This is a genomic window from Pyramidobacter sp. YE332 (assembly GCF_033060595.1).
In the GTDB taxonomy this organism is placed as follows: domain Bacteria; phylum Synergistota; class Synergistia; order Synergistales; family Dethiosulfovibrionaceae; genus Pyramidobacter.
The window spans coordinates 2,262,266-2,278,722 of the sequence record NZ_CP133038.1; the positions used below are offsets into that span (position 1 = coordinate 2,262,266).

20 protein-coding genes are annotated in these 16,457 nt (G+C 58.4%); 6 read left to right on the plus strand and 14 right to left on the minus strand.

What is annotated here, in order from left to right; translation table 11 throughout:
- Positions 1-6 precede the first annotated feature (6 nt).
- From RAH42_RS10730 to RAH42_RS10790, 13 genes are all read right to left on the minus strand, one after another.
- A complete protein-coding gene (locus tag RAH42_RS10730; protein WP_317539474.1) occupies positions 7-369 on the minus strand; it encodes a hypothetical protein in 363 nt (120 codons plus the stop codon).
- Positions 366-1,739: a DEAD/DEAH box helicase gene (locus RAH42_RS10735; protein ID WP_317539475.1), complete on the minus strand. Its 1,374-nt coding sequence runs from the start codon at positions 1,737-1,739 to the stop codon at positions 366-368. Before RAH42_RS10735 ends, RAH42_RS10730 begins: the two co-directional genes overlap by 4 nt.
- Positions 1,681-1,995, minus strand: coding sequence for a hypothetical protein (locus RAH42_RS10740; protein ID WP_317539476.1), 315 nt, complete (start codon positions 1,993-1,995; stop codon positions 1,681-1,683). Before RAH42_RS10740 ends, RAH42_RS10735 begins: the two co-directional genes overlap by 59 nt.
- Positions 1,996-2,430: 435 nt before the next feature.
- Positions 2,431-4,821, minus strand: a complete 2,391-nt coding sequence (locus RAH42_RS10745; RefSeq protein ID WP_317539477.1) for a virulence-associated E family protein — start codon at positions 4,819-4,821, stop codon at positions 2,431-2,433.
- 10 nt (positions 4,822-4,831) lie between these two features.
- On the minus strand, positions 4,832-6,811 hold the full coding sequence (locus tag RAH42_RS10750) for a DNA polymerase (RefSeq protein ID WP_317539478.1): 1,980 nt from the start codon (positions 6,809-6,811) through the stop codon (positions 4,832-4,834).
- Positions 6,795-7,343 (minus strand): DUF2815 family protein, encoded by a 549-nt coding sequence (locus RAH42_RS10755; RefSeq protein ID WP_317539479.1) that lies wholly within the window; start codon positions 7,341-7,343, stop codon positions 6,795-6,797. The genes RAH42_RS10750 and RAH42_RS10755 overlap by 17 nt, the downstream gene beginning before the upstream one ends.
- 16 nt (positions 7,344-7,359) lie before the next feature.
- Positions 7,360-8,532 carry a DUF2800 domain-containing protein gene (locus tag RAH42_RS10760; RefSeq protein ID WP_317539480.1) on the minus strand — a complete coding sequence of 391 codons (1,173 nt, stop codon included), beginning with the start codon at positions 8,530-8,532 and terminating at the stop codon, positions 7,360-7,362.
- On the minus strand, positions 8,529-8,978 hold the full coding sequence (locus RAH42_RS10765; protein ID WP_317539481.1) for a hypothetical protein: 450 nt from the start codon (positions 8,976-8,978) through the stop codon (positions 8,529-8,531). Before RAH42_RS10765 ends, RAH42_RS10760 begins: the two co-directional genes overlap by 4 nt.
- A 2-nt stretch (positions 8,979-8,980) precedes the next feature.
- Positions 8,981-9,337, minus strand: coding sequence for a molecular chaperone DnaJ (locus RAH42_RS10770; RefSeq protein ID WP_317539482.1), 357 nt, complete (start codon positions 9,335-9,337; stop codon positions 8,981-8,983).
- Between the two features lie 117 nt (positions 9,338-9,454).
- Positions 9,455-9,964 carry a hypothetical protein gene (locus RAH42_RS10775; RefSeq protein ID WP_317539483.1) on the minus strand — a complete coding sequence of 170 codons (510 nt, stop codon included), beginning with the start codon at positions 9,962-9,964 and terminating at the stop codon, positions 9,455-9,457.
- A gap of 108 nt (positions 9,965-10,072) precedes the next feature.
- A complete protein-coding gene (crn3, locus tag RAH42_RS10780; protein WP_317539484.1) occupies positions 10,073-10,357 on the minus strand; it encodes a CRISPR-associated ring nuclease Crn3/Csx3 in 285 nt (94 codons plus the stop codon).
- 105 nt (positions 10,358-10,462) lie between these two features.
- Entirely contained in the window at positions 10,463-10,861 is a 399-nt protein-coding gene (locus tag RAH42_RS10785; RefSeq protein WP_317539485.1) for a hypothetical protein, read from the minus strand.
- 28 nt (positions 10,862-10,889) lie between these two features.
- Positions 10,890-11,132 carry a helix-turn-helix transcriptional regulator gene (locus RAH42_RS10790; protein ID WP_317539486.1) on the minus strand — a complete coding sequence of 81 codons (243 nt, stop codon included), beginning with the start codon at positions 11,130-11,132 and terminating at the stop codon, positions 10,890-10,892.
- 122 nt (positions 11,133-11,254) lie between these two features.
- On the opposite strand from RAH42_RS10790, the gene RAH42_RS10795 reads away from it, so the two are divergent.
- From RAH42_RS10795 to RAH42_RS10805, 3 genes are read left to right on the plus strand one after another with little or no spacing between them, the layout of a single operon-like run.
- The gene (locus RAH42_RS10795) at positions 11,255-11,974 is read left to right on the plus strand and encodes a LexA family transcriptional regulator (protein WP_317539487.1); all 720 of its coding nucleotides are present in this window, start codon (positions 11,255-11,257) and stop codon (positions 11,972-11,974) included.
- 7 nt (positions 11,975-11,981) lie between these two features.
- Entirely contained in the window at positions 11,982-12,281 is a 300-nt protein-coding gene (locus tag RAH42_RS10800) for a hypothetical protein (protein WP_317539488.1), read from the plus strand.
- A 49-nt stretch (positions 12,282-12,330) separates the two neighbouring features.
- Complete coding sequence (locus RAH42_RS10805) at positions 12,331-12,510, plus strand: hypothetical protein (RefSeq protein ID WP_317539489.1); 180 nt, start codon at positions 12,331-12,333, stop codon at positions 12,508-12,510.
- 209 nt (positions 12,511-12,719) lie between these two features.
- Here the strand turns inward: RAH42_RS10805 and RAH42_RS10810 are convergent, their stop codons facing one another.
- Positions 12,720-13,403, minus strand: coding sequence for a lipid-binding SYLF domain-containing protein (locus RAH42_RS10810; RefSeq protein ID WP_296427641.1), 684 nt, complete (start codon positions 13,401-13,403; stop codon positions 12,720-12,722).
- 136 nt (positions 13,404-13,539) lie between these two features.
- Between RAH42_RS10810 and RAH42_RS10815 the strand changes: the two genes are divergently transcribed.
- From RAH42_RS10815 to RAH42_RS10825, 3 genes are all read left to right on the plus strand, one after another.
- Positions 13,540-14,625, plus strand: a complete 1,086-nt coding sequence (locus tag RAH42_RS10815; protein WP_317539490.1) for a deacylase — start codon at positions 13,540-13,542, stop codon at positions 14,623-14,625.
- Between the two features lie 178 nt (positions 14,626-14,803).
- Positions 14,804-15,427 carry a hypothetical protein gene (locus tag RAH42_RS10820; RefSeq protein ID WP_296425343.1) on the plus strand — a complete coding sequence of 208 codons (624 nt, stop codon included), beginning with the start codon at positions 14,804-14,806 and terminating at the stop codon, positions 15,425-15,427.
- A gap of 273 nt (positions 15,428-15,700) precedes the next feature.
- A complete protein-coding gene (locus RAH42_RS10825; protein ID WP_317539491.1) occupies positions 15,701-16,456 on the plus strand; it encodes an IclR family transcriptional regulator in 756 nt (251 codons plus the stop codon).
- Position 16,457: the final 1 nt, after the last annotated feature.

Below are 16,457 nucleotides of genomic sequence, written 5' to 3' on the forward strand. Positions count from 1 at the left end.
TCCTCCTCATATATCCACGCCATACCCCAATTCCAGCAGCTCCCGTATATCAGCGCCGCCGGTTTTTTGGCTGACAAATTCGATAACATACGGAAGACCGAAACGGTTGAACATAAATTCGAAAAAATTTTTTGCCACCTCGCCAAAATCCCCGTCAACATCAAAAGTATATGGCGCGTTGAAATCCGAATAACTATACCCAGTCTCCAACTTCGAAACACCGTCACACGTCTCCCAACCGTCTTCGAGAAAAACATATTCGCCGTTTTCGTCATCCCGGTCCGTCATCTTTATCGCCTGGTCCGTAAAGCATTTCTTGTGCAGTTCCAGAAACTCCCGTTTCGACAATCGTTTCAACCACTTGTTCATAACTCCTCTACCTCCTTCAGCTCTTCGCGTCTGGCTTTCAGATAGTCCATCAGCGCGTTCTGCCCGGCGTCCTTCGACGCCAGCGCCGCCATGCACGCTTCGTCTACGGTATCCGCCGCCACGAGATGATAGACGCTGACGGTATCCTTCTGTCCCTGCCGGTACAGCCGGTCGTTCGCCTGCTGATACAGCTCCAGGCTCCATGTGAGACCGTACCAGATGATGATGTGGCCGCCCTGCTGCAGGTTCAGCCCGTGGCCGATACTGGCCGGATGCGCCACAACAACGGGGAACTCCCCGCGGTTCCATGCGGCGATGTCATCCTCCGTGTTCAGCTCATGGACCGCGCTGCCAAGGTATTTCCTGATCCGGTCCCGGTCATGCCGATAGGCCACGAAGACCAGCACCGGCTGCCCGTTGGCTTCTTCGATCAGCTGCGCCAGCGCTTCCAGTTTGGCGTCGTGGATCGCCTTCGCGCCGTCGTCTTCGGCGTATACGGCGCCGCCGGCCATCTGCTGCAGTTTGGTGTTCGCCGCCGCGGCGTTCACGGCCGTGACGACGTTCTCGCCCAGCGTGATCAGGCAGTCGCGCTCCATTTCCTTGTACAGGCGCATGGCCGCCGGCGGCAGCTCCACGCAGACCGTCTGGTACACGCGTTCCGGCATGTCCAGATAGTCCCGCTTGTTCATGCTGATGCAGATGTCGGAGATCTTCGACCTGATGACTTCCGCGCATCCGGCGTTGATCGCGTATTTATACACCACGAAACCCGACATCCACGCAGGGTGAAAATAGTTCGCCCGGTAACCGGTCAGCGTCCGCCCCAGGCGCTGGCCGTTGTCCAGAAGGAAGATCTCCGCCCAGAGATCCATCATCCCGTTGGGCGCGGGCGTTCCGGTCAGGCCGATCACGCGCTTGCACTGTCCGATCACGCGGCGGAGCGATCTGAAGCGCCGCGCGCTCGGGCTCTTAAAACTCGACAGCTCGTCGATCACGCACAGATCGAAGTCCCACTTGAAGTTCTTCGTTAGCCAGCAGACGTTCTCCCGGTTGATCACATAAATATCGGCCCTGCGTTTCAGCGCCTGGCGGCGTTCTTCCGGAGAACCGAGGACTTTGGACACGCGCAGGTGATTCAGATGCTCCCACTTCCGGCACTCTTCGGCCCAGACGGAACGCGCCACGCGCAGCGGCGCGATCACCAGCGTCTTGCGGATCTCCAGCGAGTCGTACATCAGCGTCTCGATCGCCGTCAGCGTACAGACCGTCTTGCCAAGCCCCATGTCCAGGAAGAGTCCGCAGCGCGGATGGTCAAGGATCCACTCGATCGCCTGACGCTGATAGTCGTACGCTCGAAAGACCGTCGACAAACAGATCAACCTCCTCCTTTGTCCGCAGCACCGTCACCGGAAAGCCGCGGATCTTGAAGCGCCAGAACATGAATTCCTGCAGCTTCGACAGCCTGCCTTCCAGACCGTTTTTGAACTCCACCAGGTAGCAGCGCCCCGCGCCGAAGACAATTCGGTCCGGAACGCCGCGCCATGCTGGCGACACGAACTTCAAGGACATATACCCCTTCCGCTCTGCGGCGGCGTTGAAGTACTTTTCCAGATCCTTTTCAAGCATCGTTTTTTTTCTCCGAGAAAGTTACAAATTGTGTATGTTAGGTTACGTATATACTACAACCTCTAAACCATTGAAATAACTGATCTTGCCTGAATTTAACCCTCTCATCTTGTAACTTAGAAAGTTACACTCGCGGACGCTGATGCCTACTGGCTTAGTAAGTGTTTTTTTTGCCCCTGTAACTTTGTAACCTTCTTCCAACATCTCCTTACGCGCGTATACGCGCGTATACGCGCGTGTTTGATATTCATCTAAATACACATAAATAATATTTTAGAGTAGGTTACAAGTTACAAACAAAGCAACGCTTGTAATTGCAAGGCTTTAGGCTGTAACTTAGAAAGTTACAAACGGCGGCGCCAAAGATGCCACAGGCTTAGCAATTTCAATGGCTCGGCGGCTGTAACTTTCTATGATATAGCTAGTTGCACATATTTAACGTATTCTCCGAAATCCTTTTACCACGCCATACGGACGTGTTCGATATGTTACTTTTTCCCGTTCCCACCCGCTCAAACTGTCCAAAATCTGATTGATCTCCACGGCGTCGAAGCGCTTCATCCTGTCTACGCCGTTACCCAGGACTTCGCACCAGATCTCCGCGGCGCAGACGCGTGTCCGCAGGATCGAGCCCCGCTCGTTCGAGGCCAGCCATTCCCGCCGGTCGTCGAGGCTCATATCGTCCCAGCCCCGGGGCAGTTTGCGGTCCAGATACTCTTTGATCTGTCCGGCGCGCGGGTCGTCCTGCAGGAACGCCTCCTGGATCTCCAGCGCCTGCTTCGCCAGATGCGGCGGCAGCACTACGCTTTCCGTGCCAAGGTCGTACAGCGCTTTGGCTTCCGCCCACATCTGATCGATCTCCCCGCCGCCCAGGGCGAACACGTCCTTCTTCGGCCGGGCACTTTTGGGGATGTCGGCGATCCAGAAGCGCCGGTTGCCCGTGCGGTCGCGCAGGAACTCGCATTCGTTGGTCGTCGCCACGAAGATGCACTGCCGCGGGTACTCCGCCGTGCGCCGTCCGTAGGCGACGCGAAAGCGGTCCATCGTCCCCGACAGGAAGCTTTTGATCGCCTCGGCGTCGGCCTTGCGCAGCGCCGACAGCTCGCCCATTTCGATGATCCACACGCCCTGCATGCCCTCGTAGGCGTCCTTCGATCGGATATCTTTCAGCGAATCGCTGAACCAGCCCCGTGAGAGCTTGCGGAAAAAGCTGCTCTTCCCGCAGCCCTGAGGCCCCTTCAGCGTCAGCATCGTGTCGAACTGCGCCCCGGGCTCGTAGATCCGCGTCACCGCCGCAAGAAAAGTCTTTTTCGTGATCTCGCGGATGTATTCGCAGTCTTCGCAGCCAAAGTAGTCGATCAGCACAGAGCCGATCCGGTTCTTCCCGTCCCAGCGCAGCATCTCCAGATAGTTCTTGACCGGATGGAAACAGCGCCGGTGGCACTCGTGCAGGACGCAGTCCCAGATCTTGTCCCTGCCGTTGATGTGGTACTTCTTGCCGAACCAGAGCCGTATTTCCGCGTCATCGATGTCTTTCAGGCCGTTGTCGCCCTTCGTCACCTTGCGCCAGGGCAGATCCCTCAGGGCCACCTCGCGCCGCGCGAACTCGTCGTAGCCGAAGCGGCCGCGGAACTTCCCGTCGCAGCGCAGGATCAGTTCGATGTTTTTGTAGGTGCTGACGGGATATCCCGTTCGGTCGCGTTCGAGCTTCTTCTCCCAGCCTTCCGGCGCCTTCGGTTGTTCGTCGGATTCGTCGGCGAAGTCGTCTCCTACCTCCGCGGCTTCCGCCGCCTGCTCCCTGTTCAGCTGTTCCAGACAGCGGTCGTCGTGCAGAGCGAAGTCGACCATAGCCTTGTACGACGGCAGCGCCGTGATCGGCGTGTCTTTCTTCGCTTCGGCGTCCAGCTGCTTGAAGCGGTGCAGCCGCACCAGGTCGAAGGCGTTGCACTCCACGCCTCCTGCGGGGTCCGTGTCGTGGTGGCTGAAACTGTACGAATCCTCGTAGATCACGACGCCGTTGCTGGTCGTGCCTTTGACGTAGGTGTACCGCCCGGGAACCGTCTCGCTTGGCGCGTAGTCGGGGACGAACTGCGCGATCGCCTCTTCGATCGGCCAGGCGCGGCAGAACGCGCCCACGACGCCGCGTTTCTCGGCGATGGGCTGCATCTTTTTCCGCTCCCGGAGGCGTACTTTTTCCGCCCGCTCGCTGACCGGCCACTGCGACACATCGCGCCAGTCCCGATATAGCCCCAGCACCTCGCCTGGCGTCAGAACGTCTCCGTCGAGGCTCAGCGCCTCGAACGGCGCGTCCTTCGGAACCGACGGCCAGTACATGATCCTCTGCGGCTCGTAGGTCGTGTCGTCGAACTGTTCGATGCCCAGCGCTTCGGCGATCTTCCGGGCGATCGGCTGATACTGCTCCGCCGGCACGGCTTCTGTCAGCGGGATCACCAGACGGTAACGCGGCGTCTCGGGCGTGCTGCTGTGCGTCGGATACATCAGCGCGCGGCGGCCGAATTTCTGTTCCCATGCCGCCCAGACAGGCGCTTTCGGATCGGCGAAGTCTACGTCAAGACAGATCAGCTGCCGGTTGACGACGTCCTTGCGGCTGCCGCCCCTGAGGAAACCGCCGATAAAAGCCCCGGCGTCCTTCAGCTCGCTGCGCTTGTCCTTCGGCATAGCCGCGTATTCGGCCATGGTCTCCCCGGTGCGCTTGACGTTCCGTACTCGTTCGAGCAGCTGGCCCCAAGACCAGGATTCGTTGCGGAATCTTTTCTGCAGCCGGCTCCGGCCCATGGCCAAACTGAAAGTCAGTTCTTTACCCATGAGCCACCTCCTAATCCTTGAAGTAATATCTTCCTTCGTACCCGTGGGCCGTCAGGAGCAGCCCGGGAGCCCATAAAACAGGTTCGCCCATGATCTTCTCCACCTCGGAAACTTTGGCCCCCTGCGGCGCGTCTATGACGACCTCGTCGTGTATGTGAGATACGATCTTGTATCCGGCGTCGTTCAAGCGGAGCATGGCCGCTGCCAGACAGTCGCGCGCGACGGCCTGCGTGACGTTCTCCGCCAGCTTCCCGCCGTGCGTGTCGGCCCGGTCCCAGTGGCGCGACACCTGGTTTATGTCCATGTAGGTGATCATCGGGCCGTACTTCCCCGGTTCCAGCTTCGCGTCCTGGTAGTACAGACTGCGCCCGGACGGCAGCGTGATCTTCAGGCGTCCTGTTTCGTAACCGATTTTCAGTCCCGGCTTGAAGCGCGTCGTTCGTCCTTCGTCGATGGCGTCCTTGCCGGCGTTCTCGATCCTGTGCCAGAAGCGCACGATGTTCGGGCTGGCCGAACGCCAGCGGTTGACCAGGTGCTTCAGCTCGTCGTCGTTCAGGCCCAGCCTGTCGGCGCCGAACGCCTTGAGAGCGCCTACCGATCCGCCGTAGCCACATGCGAGCTCCATGATCTTCCCTTTTTGGCGCATTTCCTTCGTGATCTGATCGACAGGAACGCCGAACGCCTGCGAGTAGCTGCTTTTGTAGATGTCTTCGCCGCGGGCGAACGCCTCCATCCGCCAGCGCTCGCCCGCCAGCCAGGCGATCACTCGGGCTTCGATCGCCGAGAAGTCGGCGACGATGAACTTGTTTCCTGGCGTCGGGATAAACGCCGTGCGCACCAGCTGGCCGAGGATCTCCGATGTGTCGTAATCGTCGTAGGCCAGACGCAGGCCGTTGTAGTCGCCGGACCTGACCAGCGTCCGGGCGACGTCGAGATTCGGCAGGCTGTTGCGCCGCAGGTTTTGCAGCTGCACCAGCCGCCCCGCCCAGCGCCCGGTCCGGTTAGCGCCGTAGTACTGGAACGCGCCGTTGACTGTGCCGAAGCCTTCGATTTCGCTCGAGGCGTTATAAGCTCTCAGCATGGCGTCGTACTTTTTGACCGACGCCTTGCTGACCGAGAGTTTCAGTCCCACCGCCCGCTTGATCAGCGGGTCTTCGACGCTGTCCCGCAGTGCTTCGGCTGCGGTCTTCGTGAGGCTTTCGACGGCGGCGCCCTTTTCGGCCAGCCAGGATTTGAACTGAACGACGCTGTTCGGGTTGCCCAGTCCGGTAAGGCGTTTCAACTCCGTTACGGCGGCGTCGGTGACTTGTTCCGACATCTTCACGGCCTGTTCGGCCAGTCGGCGATCGACGCCGATGCCGCGGCGGTTGATCTCGTAGTCCAGGAGGAACACACGGCGCTCCGCCTCCGGTTGGTCAAATTTGATCAGGCGCTTGTACACCTCGCGCTCCGCTTCCACGTCGCGCCGGTTGTATTCCTTGAACGCCGCCCAGCGCTCGGGATCATCCTTCGGCAGGTTGCGCGTGCGGCCGCCGTTGGCCTTCGTCGGCTTGCAGGGTTTGGAAAAGTAGTTGACCAGCTGCGTGCCGATGGTCATCTTGCCCTTGTCGAACAGGTGCAGGACATTGGACAGCGCCGCCAGCGACGGCGGCAGTCCGGCGTAATTGGCCAGAGCCATGGTGCACAGCCACTCGTCGGGGCGGATGACAAAGCCTTTGCGGGATAAGACCGTCATCTCGAAGACGGCGTTGTGAGCCGCTTTGACGATGCCTTTATCGGCGAAAAGGCGCCGGAAAGTCTTGTACTTCTCTTTGAAACTGGATTCCGTCGCGTCGCAGGTGACGACAGGGCCGTCGTCCAGCGCGTATGAGAGCAGCAGGATCTCGCAGGATGGAGAAGCGGCGTACTTATGTACGCCGCGCTTCCCCAGATCCTCGTCGCAGTAGGTTTCTAAGTCGAGATGCAGCACCCGCCTAGAAGAGGTCGTCATTGGCCGCGGCCTCGGCTTCCTCTTCCTCGAAGTCGTCGGTGCAGTCGCCGGGGCCGCCCAGCGGTTCGCCCTTGCGTTTGAACTGGACGCCCAGCAGGGCGACGCCGACGCCGCGGTTGCCGCCTTTGTCGTAGGCGAACAGACTGACCGAGACGTTGACGTAGTCGCCGGAGAAGAGCAGGTTGTCGTCTTCGGTGAGCTGGCTCTTGTCAGGCTGGAAGAGTTGCGGGCGCTTGGCGCTGCGGGCGTTGAAGAAATAGCATCCCTGATACTCCTCGCGGTCTTCGAATTCCGCGTCGCCGTCGCGCAGCGGGCAGGTCAGCGAGCCGGGGAACTTGCCGTTCGCGACCTTGGCCGGCCATTTCTCCTTCGCCTTTTCGACGAGGGCGGTGTAAAACTTCTTTGCTTCCGGATGATCCTTCGGCAGGATGAACTGAGCGCTGTACTTGGGTTCCTGCCCTTCGAAGGCGTGGGGCTGGAACACGTGGGCGTACGAGATGCGGACGTCGTGCAGAACGATTCTTTCGGACATTTTTATGGTCTCCTTTTTAGAATAACGATTCGTCGGCGAAGTCTTCGCCGATGGCGGGTTGGAACACGGGGCGCTTGTCGTTCATGGGGACGACGGTCGGTTTGCCCTGGGGCTTGACGATCTGGGATCCGAGGATCTCGTTGAATTTCTTCGAACCGAGCAGCTTAGTCATATCCGTGACGCCTTTCAGCTCCGCGGGCTTGTTGAACTCTTCGGGCTTGTAGCCGGCCGCGGCGAGCAGTTCGGCGCAGACGGCGGTGTCGTTGTACTTCCTCACGCTGCGGCCCTCCACGACTTTGAAACCGGGGATGCTCTTCGGGTCGGCCATAAGCTTGTTCAGGGCCTCGCCGTCGACGAGCTCGAGCCACCTCTTGACGATCGGCGCGCGCGTGAGGATGAGCTGCCAGTCCGAAGGCTTCAGCTCGTTGGTGTCGAGTCGGCCGCTCTCATCCTCGAAGTCTTCCGAGACAACGGCCAGGCTGTACTCCGCCAGCGTCTTGCACTTTTTGGCGTAGCGGCAGAACTGGCAGTGCGTTCCGGCCATGGGGTAGCCTTCGCCTTTGGCCGCCATTTCGGCGTGCGGCCTGGCGTAGGCGTTGCCCCATCCGATCAGGTCGGACCGGTCGATCTCCCATTCGCTGACGTTGTCCAGCCGCGGCTGAAAGATGTCGAGCTCGACGCGCGGCATGTCGTAGGCGAAGCCGAAGACGTCCAGAGCCCCCAGGGCGTACAGCTTCAGCTGCGGGTTGTTGTCGGCTTCGACCTTGACGCCTTTGCCGTACTTGTAGTCGATAACGGTCAGCCGCTCGTCGGACAGGATCAGGCAGTCGGCCGTGCCGAAGCTGCCGGGCGCCCAGCCGTTCAGGTCGAGCCGCCGCTCCACCGCCAGCGCGCCCGCGCCCATCTTGCCGCGGACATACGAGGCATAATCTTTGGCGTGTTCCTCCATCTCCGGGGCGTAGAGCTCATGAGCCCGAAGCTTCTTAAGTGTTTCTTCCGCCCAGGGTTCGTCGCGCAGATACACTTCCGCGAACTCGTGCGCCAGCGTTCCCTCCTCGCTGAAGCTGGTCGTCCTGTCGGGTTCCCCGGCTTCCAGCAGCGCCGAGGGCGTACAGGCCAGCCATCGGTGTGCCGAGCTGGGACTCAGCAGCGCGTGAGCCCGCGCGGCGTGATCCGGCGTTTTCGTCATGCCGCGCACACCTCCCGCAGATCGGCGAGGAAGTCGCCGATCTTGTCGTCCGGAACGGCGCTGGCCTTTTTGACGCCGTACTTCTGCAGCAGGGCCACGATACCGTCGCGGCAGTCGGTAAGCACGGACTTCTGGATCAGGTCCTTCACCTCGGCGCGCTGCGCGTCGGGGTCAGCGGTTACGGCCGCAAGATCCGTTTCCGGCTCGGGATCGTCGGGTTCCTCTGGCGCGGGGGCTTCGGCCGGCGGCGTCTTGGCCTTGGCCTTCTTCTTTTTGGCCGGCTTTTCCTCGTCGGCGGGAAGATCGAAGGCGTCTGGCTCCGGAGTTTTCGCGCCTGGCGTGCCGGTGGTCTTCTGCGCATCGGCAATGAGGGTCATGGCTTTGATGAAGTCGCTGAGGATTCCCCGTTCTTTTTCTTCAAAGGCGATGGTGATCTTGATATCCATATTTATTCCTCCTCGAATCCTTCAAGATGATGCAGCTGGTACTCGTGCTGTATTTTCTGTTCGACTACCCGACCGGCGCCGTGGCAGTCTTTGCATTCGCGTTCTTCTGTGCCGTAATCGATATGCCCAAGCCCCCGGCATGACTTGCAGACCTGTACCTTCATGATCTCCCGGTCGAAGGGGCGATCCTCGTCGAGAGAGTCCATCGTGAACTCGTCTTTGATCGTCTGGACGAGGACGCGCCCCGTGCCGCGGCACTCGGTGCAGTCGAAGTGGCCGCCCTTCAGATCGACGCTGAACCCCAGCCCTTTGCGTTTGGAACAAATAGTGACTTTCATGGTCTCCGGATCAAAATTCATGACCTAATCCTCCTGTGTTATAATCAGAGGCGAGAGCTAGTCATTGTTCTCGCCGGTTCTGTGAGCCGCTCGCGGTTGCCGCCGTGGACGGCTCTGTTTTTTTTTGCGCTCATTTGCTCACTCCTTGTCGTAGCACGCCTTGTCGTAGTACTTCGCCCAGTCCTCGGGCTCGTCCGTCGTGCCGAGTAGATGTTCGTGTCCAGCGTAGGGGATGCACTGGTGCCATGCGCAGCTAACGCATTCAAACGGTCCCCCACCGTCGCCTCTCGTGTAATTAAAGAGGTTTGCATCCCACACTTCTGAATCTTCATCTCTCACGAGCACCTGCTCGAACGGCTTAAACTCATACTTCTTCTTTGGCGCTTCTGTGGGTTCGAGGACAAAAAATGGAAAGAAGTAAAACAGAGAACTGTCTCCGTCTATGCCCAAAGCGATGCCTTGTAAGGAGCGCACATCTTTCACTTGCATAGTTCGCCCTACAAGCATATCCATTTCAGGCGCCCAGGAATTACCCCAACCGCTTTCATGGTTTTTAACAGCCCGCAACACCTTTACCCAACAGCCTTCTCTAACTCCTGTCGCTTTGAGCCACATGTCCTGCAAGCGCACGTACTCTTCGTTAGTCATTTTTTGTCTCCCTTCCTTGTCATCATTCCAGCAACGCCTCCAGCGCCATCCGCAGCAGCTCCCACCACCGCAGGCGGCGGCCGCAGCGCGACTCGGGGCCGTAGAGGGTCATTTTGCATCGTCCTCCGGCGGGGCGACGTCGAGGATGTCGCCCTCGCAGTACTCCGCCGTGTGCGAGGCGACGACCACCGCGCCCAGACGGGGATCGTACACAGCTACAGCCGAAGCTAGCCCGTGCAGGCGGTGGAACGCCATGCCATAGCGCCAGACCGGCGCGCGGCCTTCGATGATGACAAGCGCCCCGCGGGGGATCTCCGGCAGTTCCGGAAGCGGCGCAGCCGGCGCGAGAATAATATCTGCTCCGATGCGGTACCAAACAAATTTCTTATCCATTCCTAGCTCCTCCTTCTTTTCCACAACGTGCTTACTACCCAGTAAGCCCCGAGCATTATGCCGGCGTATGCCAGCGCCTCTACAAAAAGCTCGCATAGAATTCGATTAAGCTCCGCGTCCATGCGCCCTCGCCTCCTTCGCCATGTTCGGCGTCCGTTCGTTGAGCACCTTATCCCATCGCCCCAGGCGCACGGTGTCGTACACGTCCTGGGCGTTCCAGCGCCGCCGCTGGCTGCCGACCGCGCCGCCGCCGCTGACTGGCGGCGGGAAGCGCCCATCCGTCACGCCGGCATTCAGCGTTGAGTCTCCGACCTTGAAGATCCTTTTCAGGTCTTTGGCCGTCAGCGTTTTCGGCTCCCGCTCCAGCGTCGGCGTTACCTGCACCGCGGGGCGCGCCTTCTCGGCATCTTCGAACGCCTCGCGGATAATGTCCCGCATCAATGGGCGCAGAATCTTCGCCGTCTTCACGGCGATTTCCTGCAGTATCGCGTCCCCCGCTGTCATAGTTGTTTCTCCCCTTCCTCCGCCTCGGCTACTCGCCGGGGCTTTTTTCATTTACGCCCAGCAGGTCGTTGGGTGTCGTTCTAAGCACTGATGCCAAGGTCTTTAAATCTCCAGCGCGAGGAATGCGTTCCTCATGTTCATAGCGCCGAATGCTGTCGATGCTTAGCCCACTTAACTCTGCGAGTTTTGCTTGCGTGAAACCTAAACTTAAGCGTCTTTGTTTCAGGCTCTCCAAAATCGCTCCCCCCTCTCTCTTGTTATTTAATGCCATTTAGCATTATTTATCGCTATTATATAACGCCAAATGGCATTGTCAAGAGGAAAATAATGCTATACTGCGAGTTGAATTTAACCTAGCCAAATGGCATTATTAAATAAGGAGGGGAATTTTACATGCTTAAAGACTTGTTGCGGCGACTACGAAAAGACAAAGGTTTGAATCAGATAGACCTCGCCCAGCGCGTAGGAGTGTCTATCGACTCTGTGCGTCGTTGGGAAGCGGGGAAACGAGAACCGAGACTCAGCGAACTTGAAAAAATAGCTTTAGTATTGGAAGTGCCGGTTACATCTTTGGTGAGTGGAGCCGAAGCAGGCGGGTTTGAAAACAAAACCGCGCCCTCCCCGAAGGAAGAGCGCGTTGAAATTATCGAGCATTATGGAATGAACGGTAGCATTAAAGTTCCAGTGTACGAAGATTTCATGTCCGCCTGCGCGGGAATGGGAGCGGTGTCAGTGGAAGGCGTCGTAAGAGAAGAGCTTGAAATCCCTGTGTGGCTGCTGGGCGGCCAATATTCCACGGAGCCGGGAGAAAGCCCGTTTATTGTACGCATTAGCGGCGACTCCATGGAAGAAGCCGGCATTCCCGACGGCTGTCAGGTTTTAGTGAATCCCATTGCCGAAGCGGATAACGGAGATGTTATTATTGCGGAACTCGACGGCGACTGGATGGTGAAATGGATCTACTGGAATCGTCATTGCGATGGAGGGGAATTGCGTTCCGCTTCCCTTAAATACCCCGTTAAGAGATTTACAAAAGAAGACGTTGAAACCGGACGGTTCAGATATATAGGCAAAGTGTGCCGTGGAATGACGATCCCCAAGAAAGGAGAGTAGCACATAAATGAACAACAAAAACTTATTACACAACACAGCAACGGCCTTTTTTATGATCGTTTATTTTAGTTTAGGAGTTGTTCAAACAGTGGCTTTTTATCAAGGGTTACGGTATTGGCTAGATTGGAATTGGTTTTTCTGTTTACTAATTTCTATTCCCCTATCGTATATCCCAGTTGTAGGAACAGTTCTTGGGATTGTTGGGGCTCTTAAAGTTTGGCAATGGCCATGGCTATTAACAGGCGTTGTGTTTTTATTCCCATACATAGTAGTTTTGCCATTAGCTTTTTCTATATCGCGAGATTAAATAACCGTGGCAAAAAAACAATGATATGCTCAATAAAGGAGGCAGGTCTATGAAAACATCTTTATCTCTCCCAATACAGGATGAGAATAAAAGTTCCCTGTCTAGCGCATTAGATCGCGAACTTGAGCAACTCGAAGGACAAATCTGTGAAGATATAGAATTAGAGGTTTTACCCAGCATTGCTATAAAAGAACGCTGTGAAGCTACGCAGCAGAACTCATCAAAATAACGAGGGCAAAAAGTGCAAACCGGCATCATAATGGTGACTTTTCGGTGACTAAAGCCGCGAATACAAACATATTAATTCAGTATTTACAACTATTCATAGATATTTCTAGCAAGGCAGTCGGCTCCATTTTTTACCGCGAAAAACAAAAAAGCGCAGACCTTTGGGATCAAGGGTCTGCGCTTTTTTATTCCGGGACCGAAAGAACGAGTTTACTTTGCCAGGGAAATCAGCTGGTTGAGTTTTCTGATCAGCGCCTGCACGTCCTTGCGCGCCGGTCTGCGGTGAAAGATCTGGACGTTGTTCAGGTGTCTGCCCCAGCAGGCGTCGTTGACGCGGGGCAGTTCGCTGATCACCGAGCCGTCGAGGGCCACGCCGGCGAAAACGCCTTTGGTGATCGAGTAGCTGAAGATCGGCGCGTCGGCGTTGATGTTGGTGCCGACGTAGGAGTTGCGTCCGCTCGGGCCGGCCACGGCAGCGACGTCGGCCCCCAGCGTGAAGGTGCCGCCGCGGAATGCCTTCATGCCTTTTTCATTGTTGACGGTCAAAACCAGCGCCGTCGAAGAAGCGCCGACCTGCAGTCCGACCGACCCGCCGCTGATGCTGAAAAACGCCGGTCCGTACCATTGGCCCGTCTTGGGATCATGACGCAGCATCAACCCCTCGCCGTAACGGCCGCCGACGATGAGTCCCGCCTTGACGACGTTGGGGAAAATGGCCACGCCGACGCCTTCCTTGACTGACTGTGCCAGTCCCGCCGCCGATTTGGAGCGGATCATTTTATCCACGGCCGCCTGCGCTTCCTTCACCCGCGCCGCCACGTGATAATCCTTCGCCTGAACTGCCGTGCAGCATGAAACCGCCAGGAACAAAATCACACCGAGAAATTTTTTCATGTGACACCTCCGCTTTTAAGGTGCTTTTATTTTATCACCATCCGCGTAGAAAGTCGCAGACGTTGGTATAATGATCCCGGAAGAATAACGGCACAGCGTGGAATGCGGCAACGAAATCCAACGGAGGGGGACAAAAATGGTCTGCACACGTTTTCAAAAATTTGCGGCAGCCGCCGGGATGGCGGCGGTTTTAGCTTTGAACGGCGCGGCGGCGCGGGCGGCTTTTCGGCTGGACGTGCGGCCGGGATACGGCGTGACGGGGATCAAATGGCTTTCCGACTACAATCCCAATCTCAGAGGCACCGATTACGACACGGCGGTCTACGTGATGGAGGGCAAGAAGCCGGGCGCGACGGCGCTGATCCTGGCGGGGACGCATCCGCGCGAGATCGGCGGCGTGCTGACGGCGGAAGTTCTTCTCGAAAACGCGGAAGTCGAACAGGGCAAGCTGTTCGTCATCCCCTGTCTGAACGCCGCCGGCATGTCGGTGCCGGACGCGCTCGGGCAAGTGCCCCATCAGCTGCCGTTCGAAAGCCGCCAGGGCAAGCGCTGGCTGTATTACGGCGATCGCCGCATACCGCTGAAGAAAGGCGAGAGCGACCCCGAACATTTCGTCCACCCGCTCGGTTACGTTCACAAAGACGGCTCCGAATGGCGCAACGTCAACCGCAATTATCCCGGCGTCGCCGACGGAACGCCGGCGCAGATGGTGACGTTCGGCGTCATGGAGCTGATCCGCCGCGAAAAGCCCGGTTCCTGTCTCGACATGCACGAAGCGACCGCGCCGGAGGAAGTGTTCGATCCCCGCGACGGCAAAAAACATCCCGGCGGTTCGCTCTCTTACTCTCTGGTCACTCATCCGAAATACCTCGAGCCATGTATCGAGATGATCCTGGAGCTCGAAGAGCGAGGCGTTTCTCTCAAGCCCGAACAGTCCGTCCCCGGCTTTCGGGGCATCTCCCACTACGAGATCGGCGAAGGGACGCCCTGCGTCCCGTTTCTCAGCGAAACGCCCAATCCGGCGATGAACGCGCATGCAGTCGGCGCCGATCCGCTCCGCGACGCCAGACATCCGCTCGAAGAGCGCGTCGGTATCACGGCGGAAGTGTTGAGAGTCTGGTTCGAAAAGTTTCCCGAACTGACCGGCGCGCCGCTGGCGGTGAACGGTCTGCCCTCCAAAAAGCAGATCGAAGCGCAGGGCGTGGGCGCGTGGCTGCAATAACGAAAGCGCGGCAGCGAAGGCGAAAACGGCGCGCCAGCAGATTGATTTTGGCCGCTTGCCGAGATCTTTCGCCCGTGTTATATTCTTTGTAATTTTAAAACGTGGTCCGACGGAAGCCGGAAGAGGGCTTCGGGCGTCGAGACGAGAGAGACGAGAGCGACGAAAGGAGCGAATGAAGATGAAAAAGTTTGCACGCGTGATGGCAGCGTGCGCGCTGGCTGCCTGCGCCGCGGCCTCGGCCGGGGCGAAAACGCTGGATCCCGGCGCGGCGGAACTGAAAAGGATGAGCATCTTCCTGAGCAATTTCACCGAGCTGGGCTACTACGGCTTCGACGTGGGGGAAGACGGCAGCGACGGCCTGCTGCACATGAAGAGCGAAGAAGGTCTGGCCGAGCTGATCCGTTTCGGCGTCTGGCACAATTACGTGAACAACTTCAAAAGCCGCGTCAAACGCTGCGCCGACAAAAACTGCCCGTACGGCTCGCTGACGATCGACGGAAAATTCGTGGCCGAGACGGTGAAAAAGTATTTCGACATCGATCTGAAGAATCGCAACATGGAGGGTTCCGACTTCCATTACGACGGGAAACTCTACCACTTCGAGGGCGCCGACGGCGAGTCCGTCTATTACGCGCAGGTGAAGCAAGTCTTCGAAGAAGCCGGGATGCTGCGCATGACCGGCGATATCTACAACGTCGAGGACGAGAGCGACCGCCCCGCCACGTTCGAGGCCTGGGTCACGCCCAAGACCAAACAGCGGAACCGCTATACGATCCTGTCGCTGGAAACGCAGTGGAAGTGATTTTTTCAGAAAAACTCAACGAGGGAAGCTCTTTTGCGCCGCAGCGCGGAGGAACTTCCCTCATTTTAATGCAAAAATCCCGCCGGCATCGGGCCGGCCAGCCTCATCCGAATGATACGGACCCGTGCCATTGAGCCGTAGCGCGCCAAATCATCGGCGCCGAATGAAGAAAATCTAAGTTTCTCTTTTTTCTCGATTGACAAGGGATATTTTTTTAGTATAGTTATATTAAACAATTTTTAAGACGGAGCGTCCCACTTTTGGAGGTTCATGATGGATTCGACAGGACAGCAGAGCAAAAACGACGCCGTGGGCAAAGTCGTTCGCCTGATGGAGGCGCTGGTGCGTTCCGAACGGGTGACGAGCGTGCGCGACCTGGCTGCGGCGGCGGGCGTTCCGCGCAGTACGGCGCATCGTTTTCTGGCGGCGCTGGAATCCTACGGCTGGGCGGTCCAGGATGCGGAAAGCGGCGTCTACCGCGCCGGGCTTCGTTTCTTCCTGCTCAACCACCGCCCCGTGCTCTTCGAGGCGCTGGTACGCTGCGCCAGAGAGCCGATGCGGCGGCTTGTGGAACGCACGGGGAAAACCGCGATCCTGAGCGTGATCGAGGGCACGGGCGGCCTGTGCGTCCACACCGAAGAGCCGGAGATCGCCGTCAAGTTCGTGGCGCGCGAGGGCATGAGCGTGCCGCTCTGCGCCGGCGCCACGGGGCTGGTACTGCTGGCGTTCTGCGAGACGAGCCTGCGCGAGCGGATCCTGGCCTCGCCGCTGAAAATGCCCGACGGCTCGGCGGCCGACGCGCCGCGGCTGCGGGAGCGCGTCGCCGGGATCCGGCGCGCGGGCTGCGCCCATTCGCGCGAAGAGTGGATGGCCAACGCCGAGGATCTGAGCGTGCCGCTGTACGACCGTCATGGCCATTTCGTGGCGCAGCTGGGCATCGCCGGCGTGGCGGGAACGTTCGGGAACTGGGAAGCCGATCTGCTGCCGGCGCTGAAAAGCGCGGCGGCAGAGATCGCTTCGTTGATGTAAC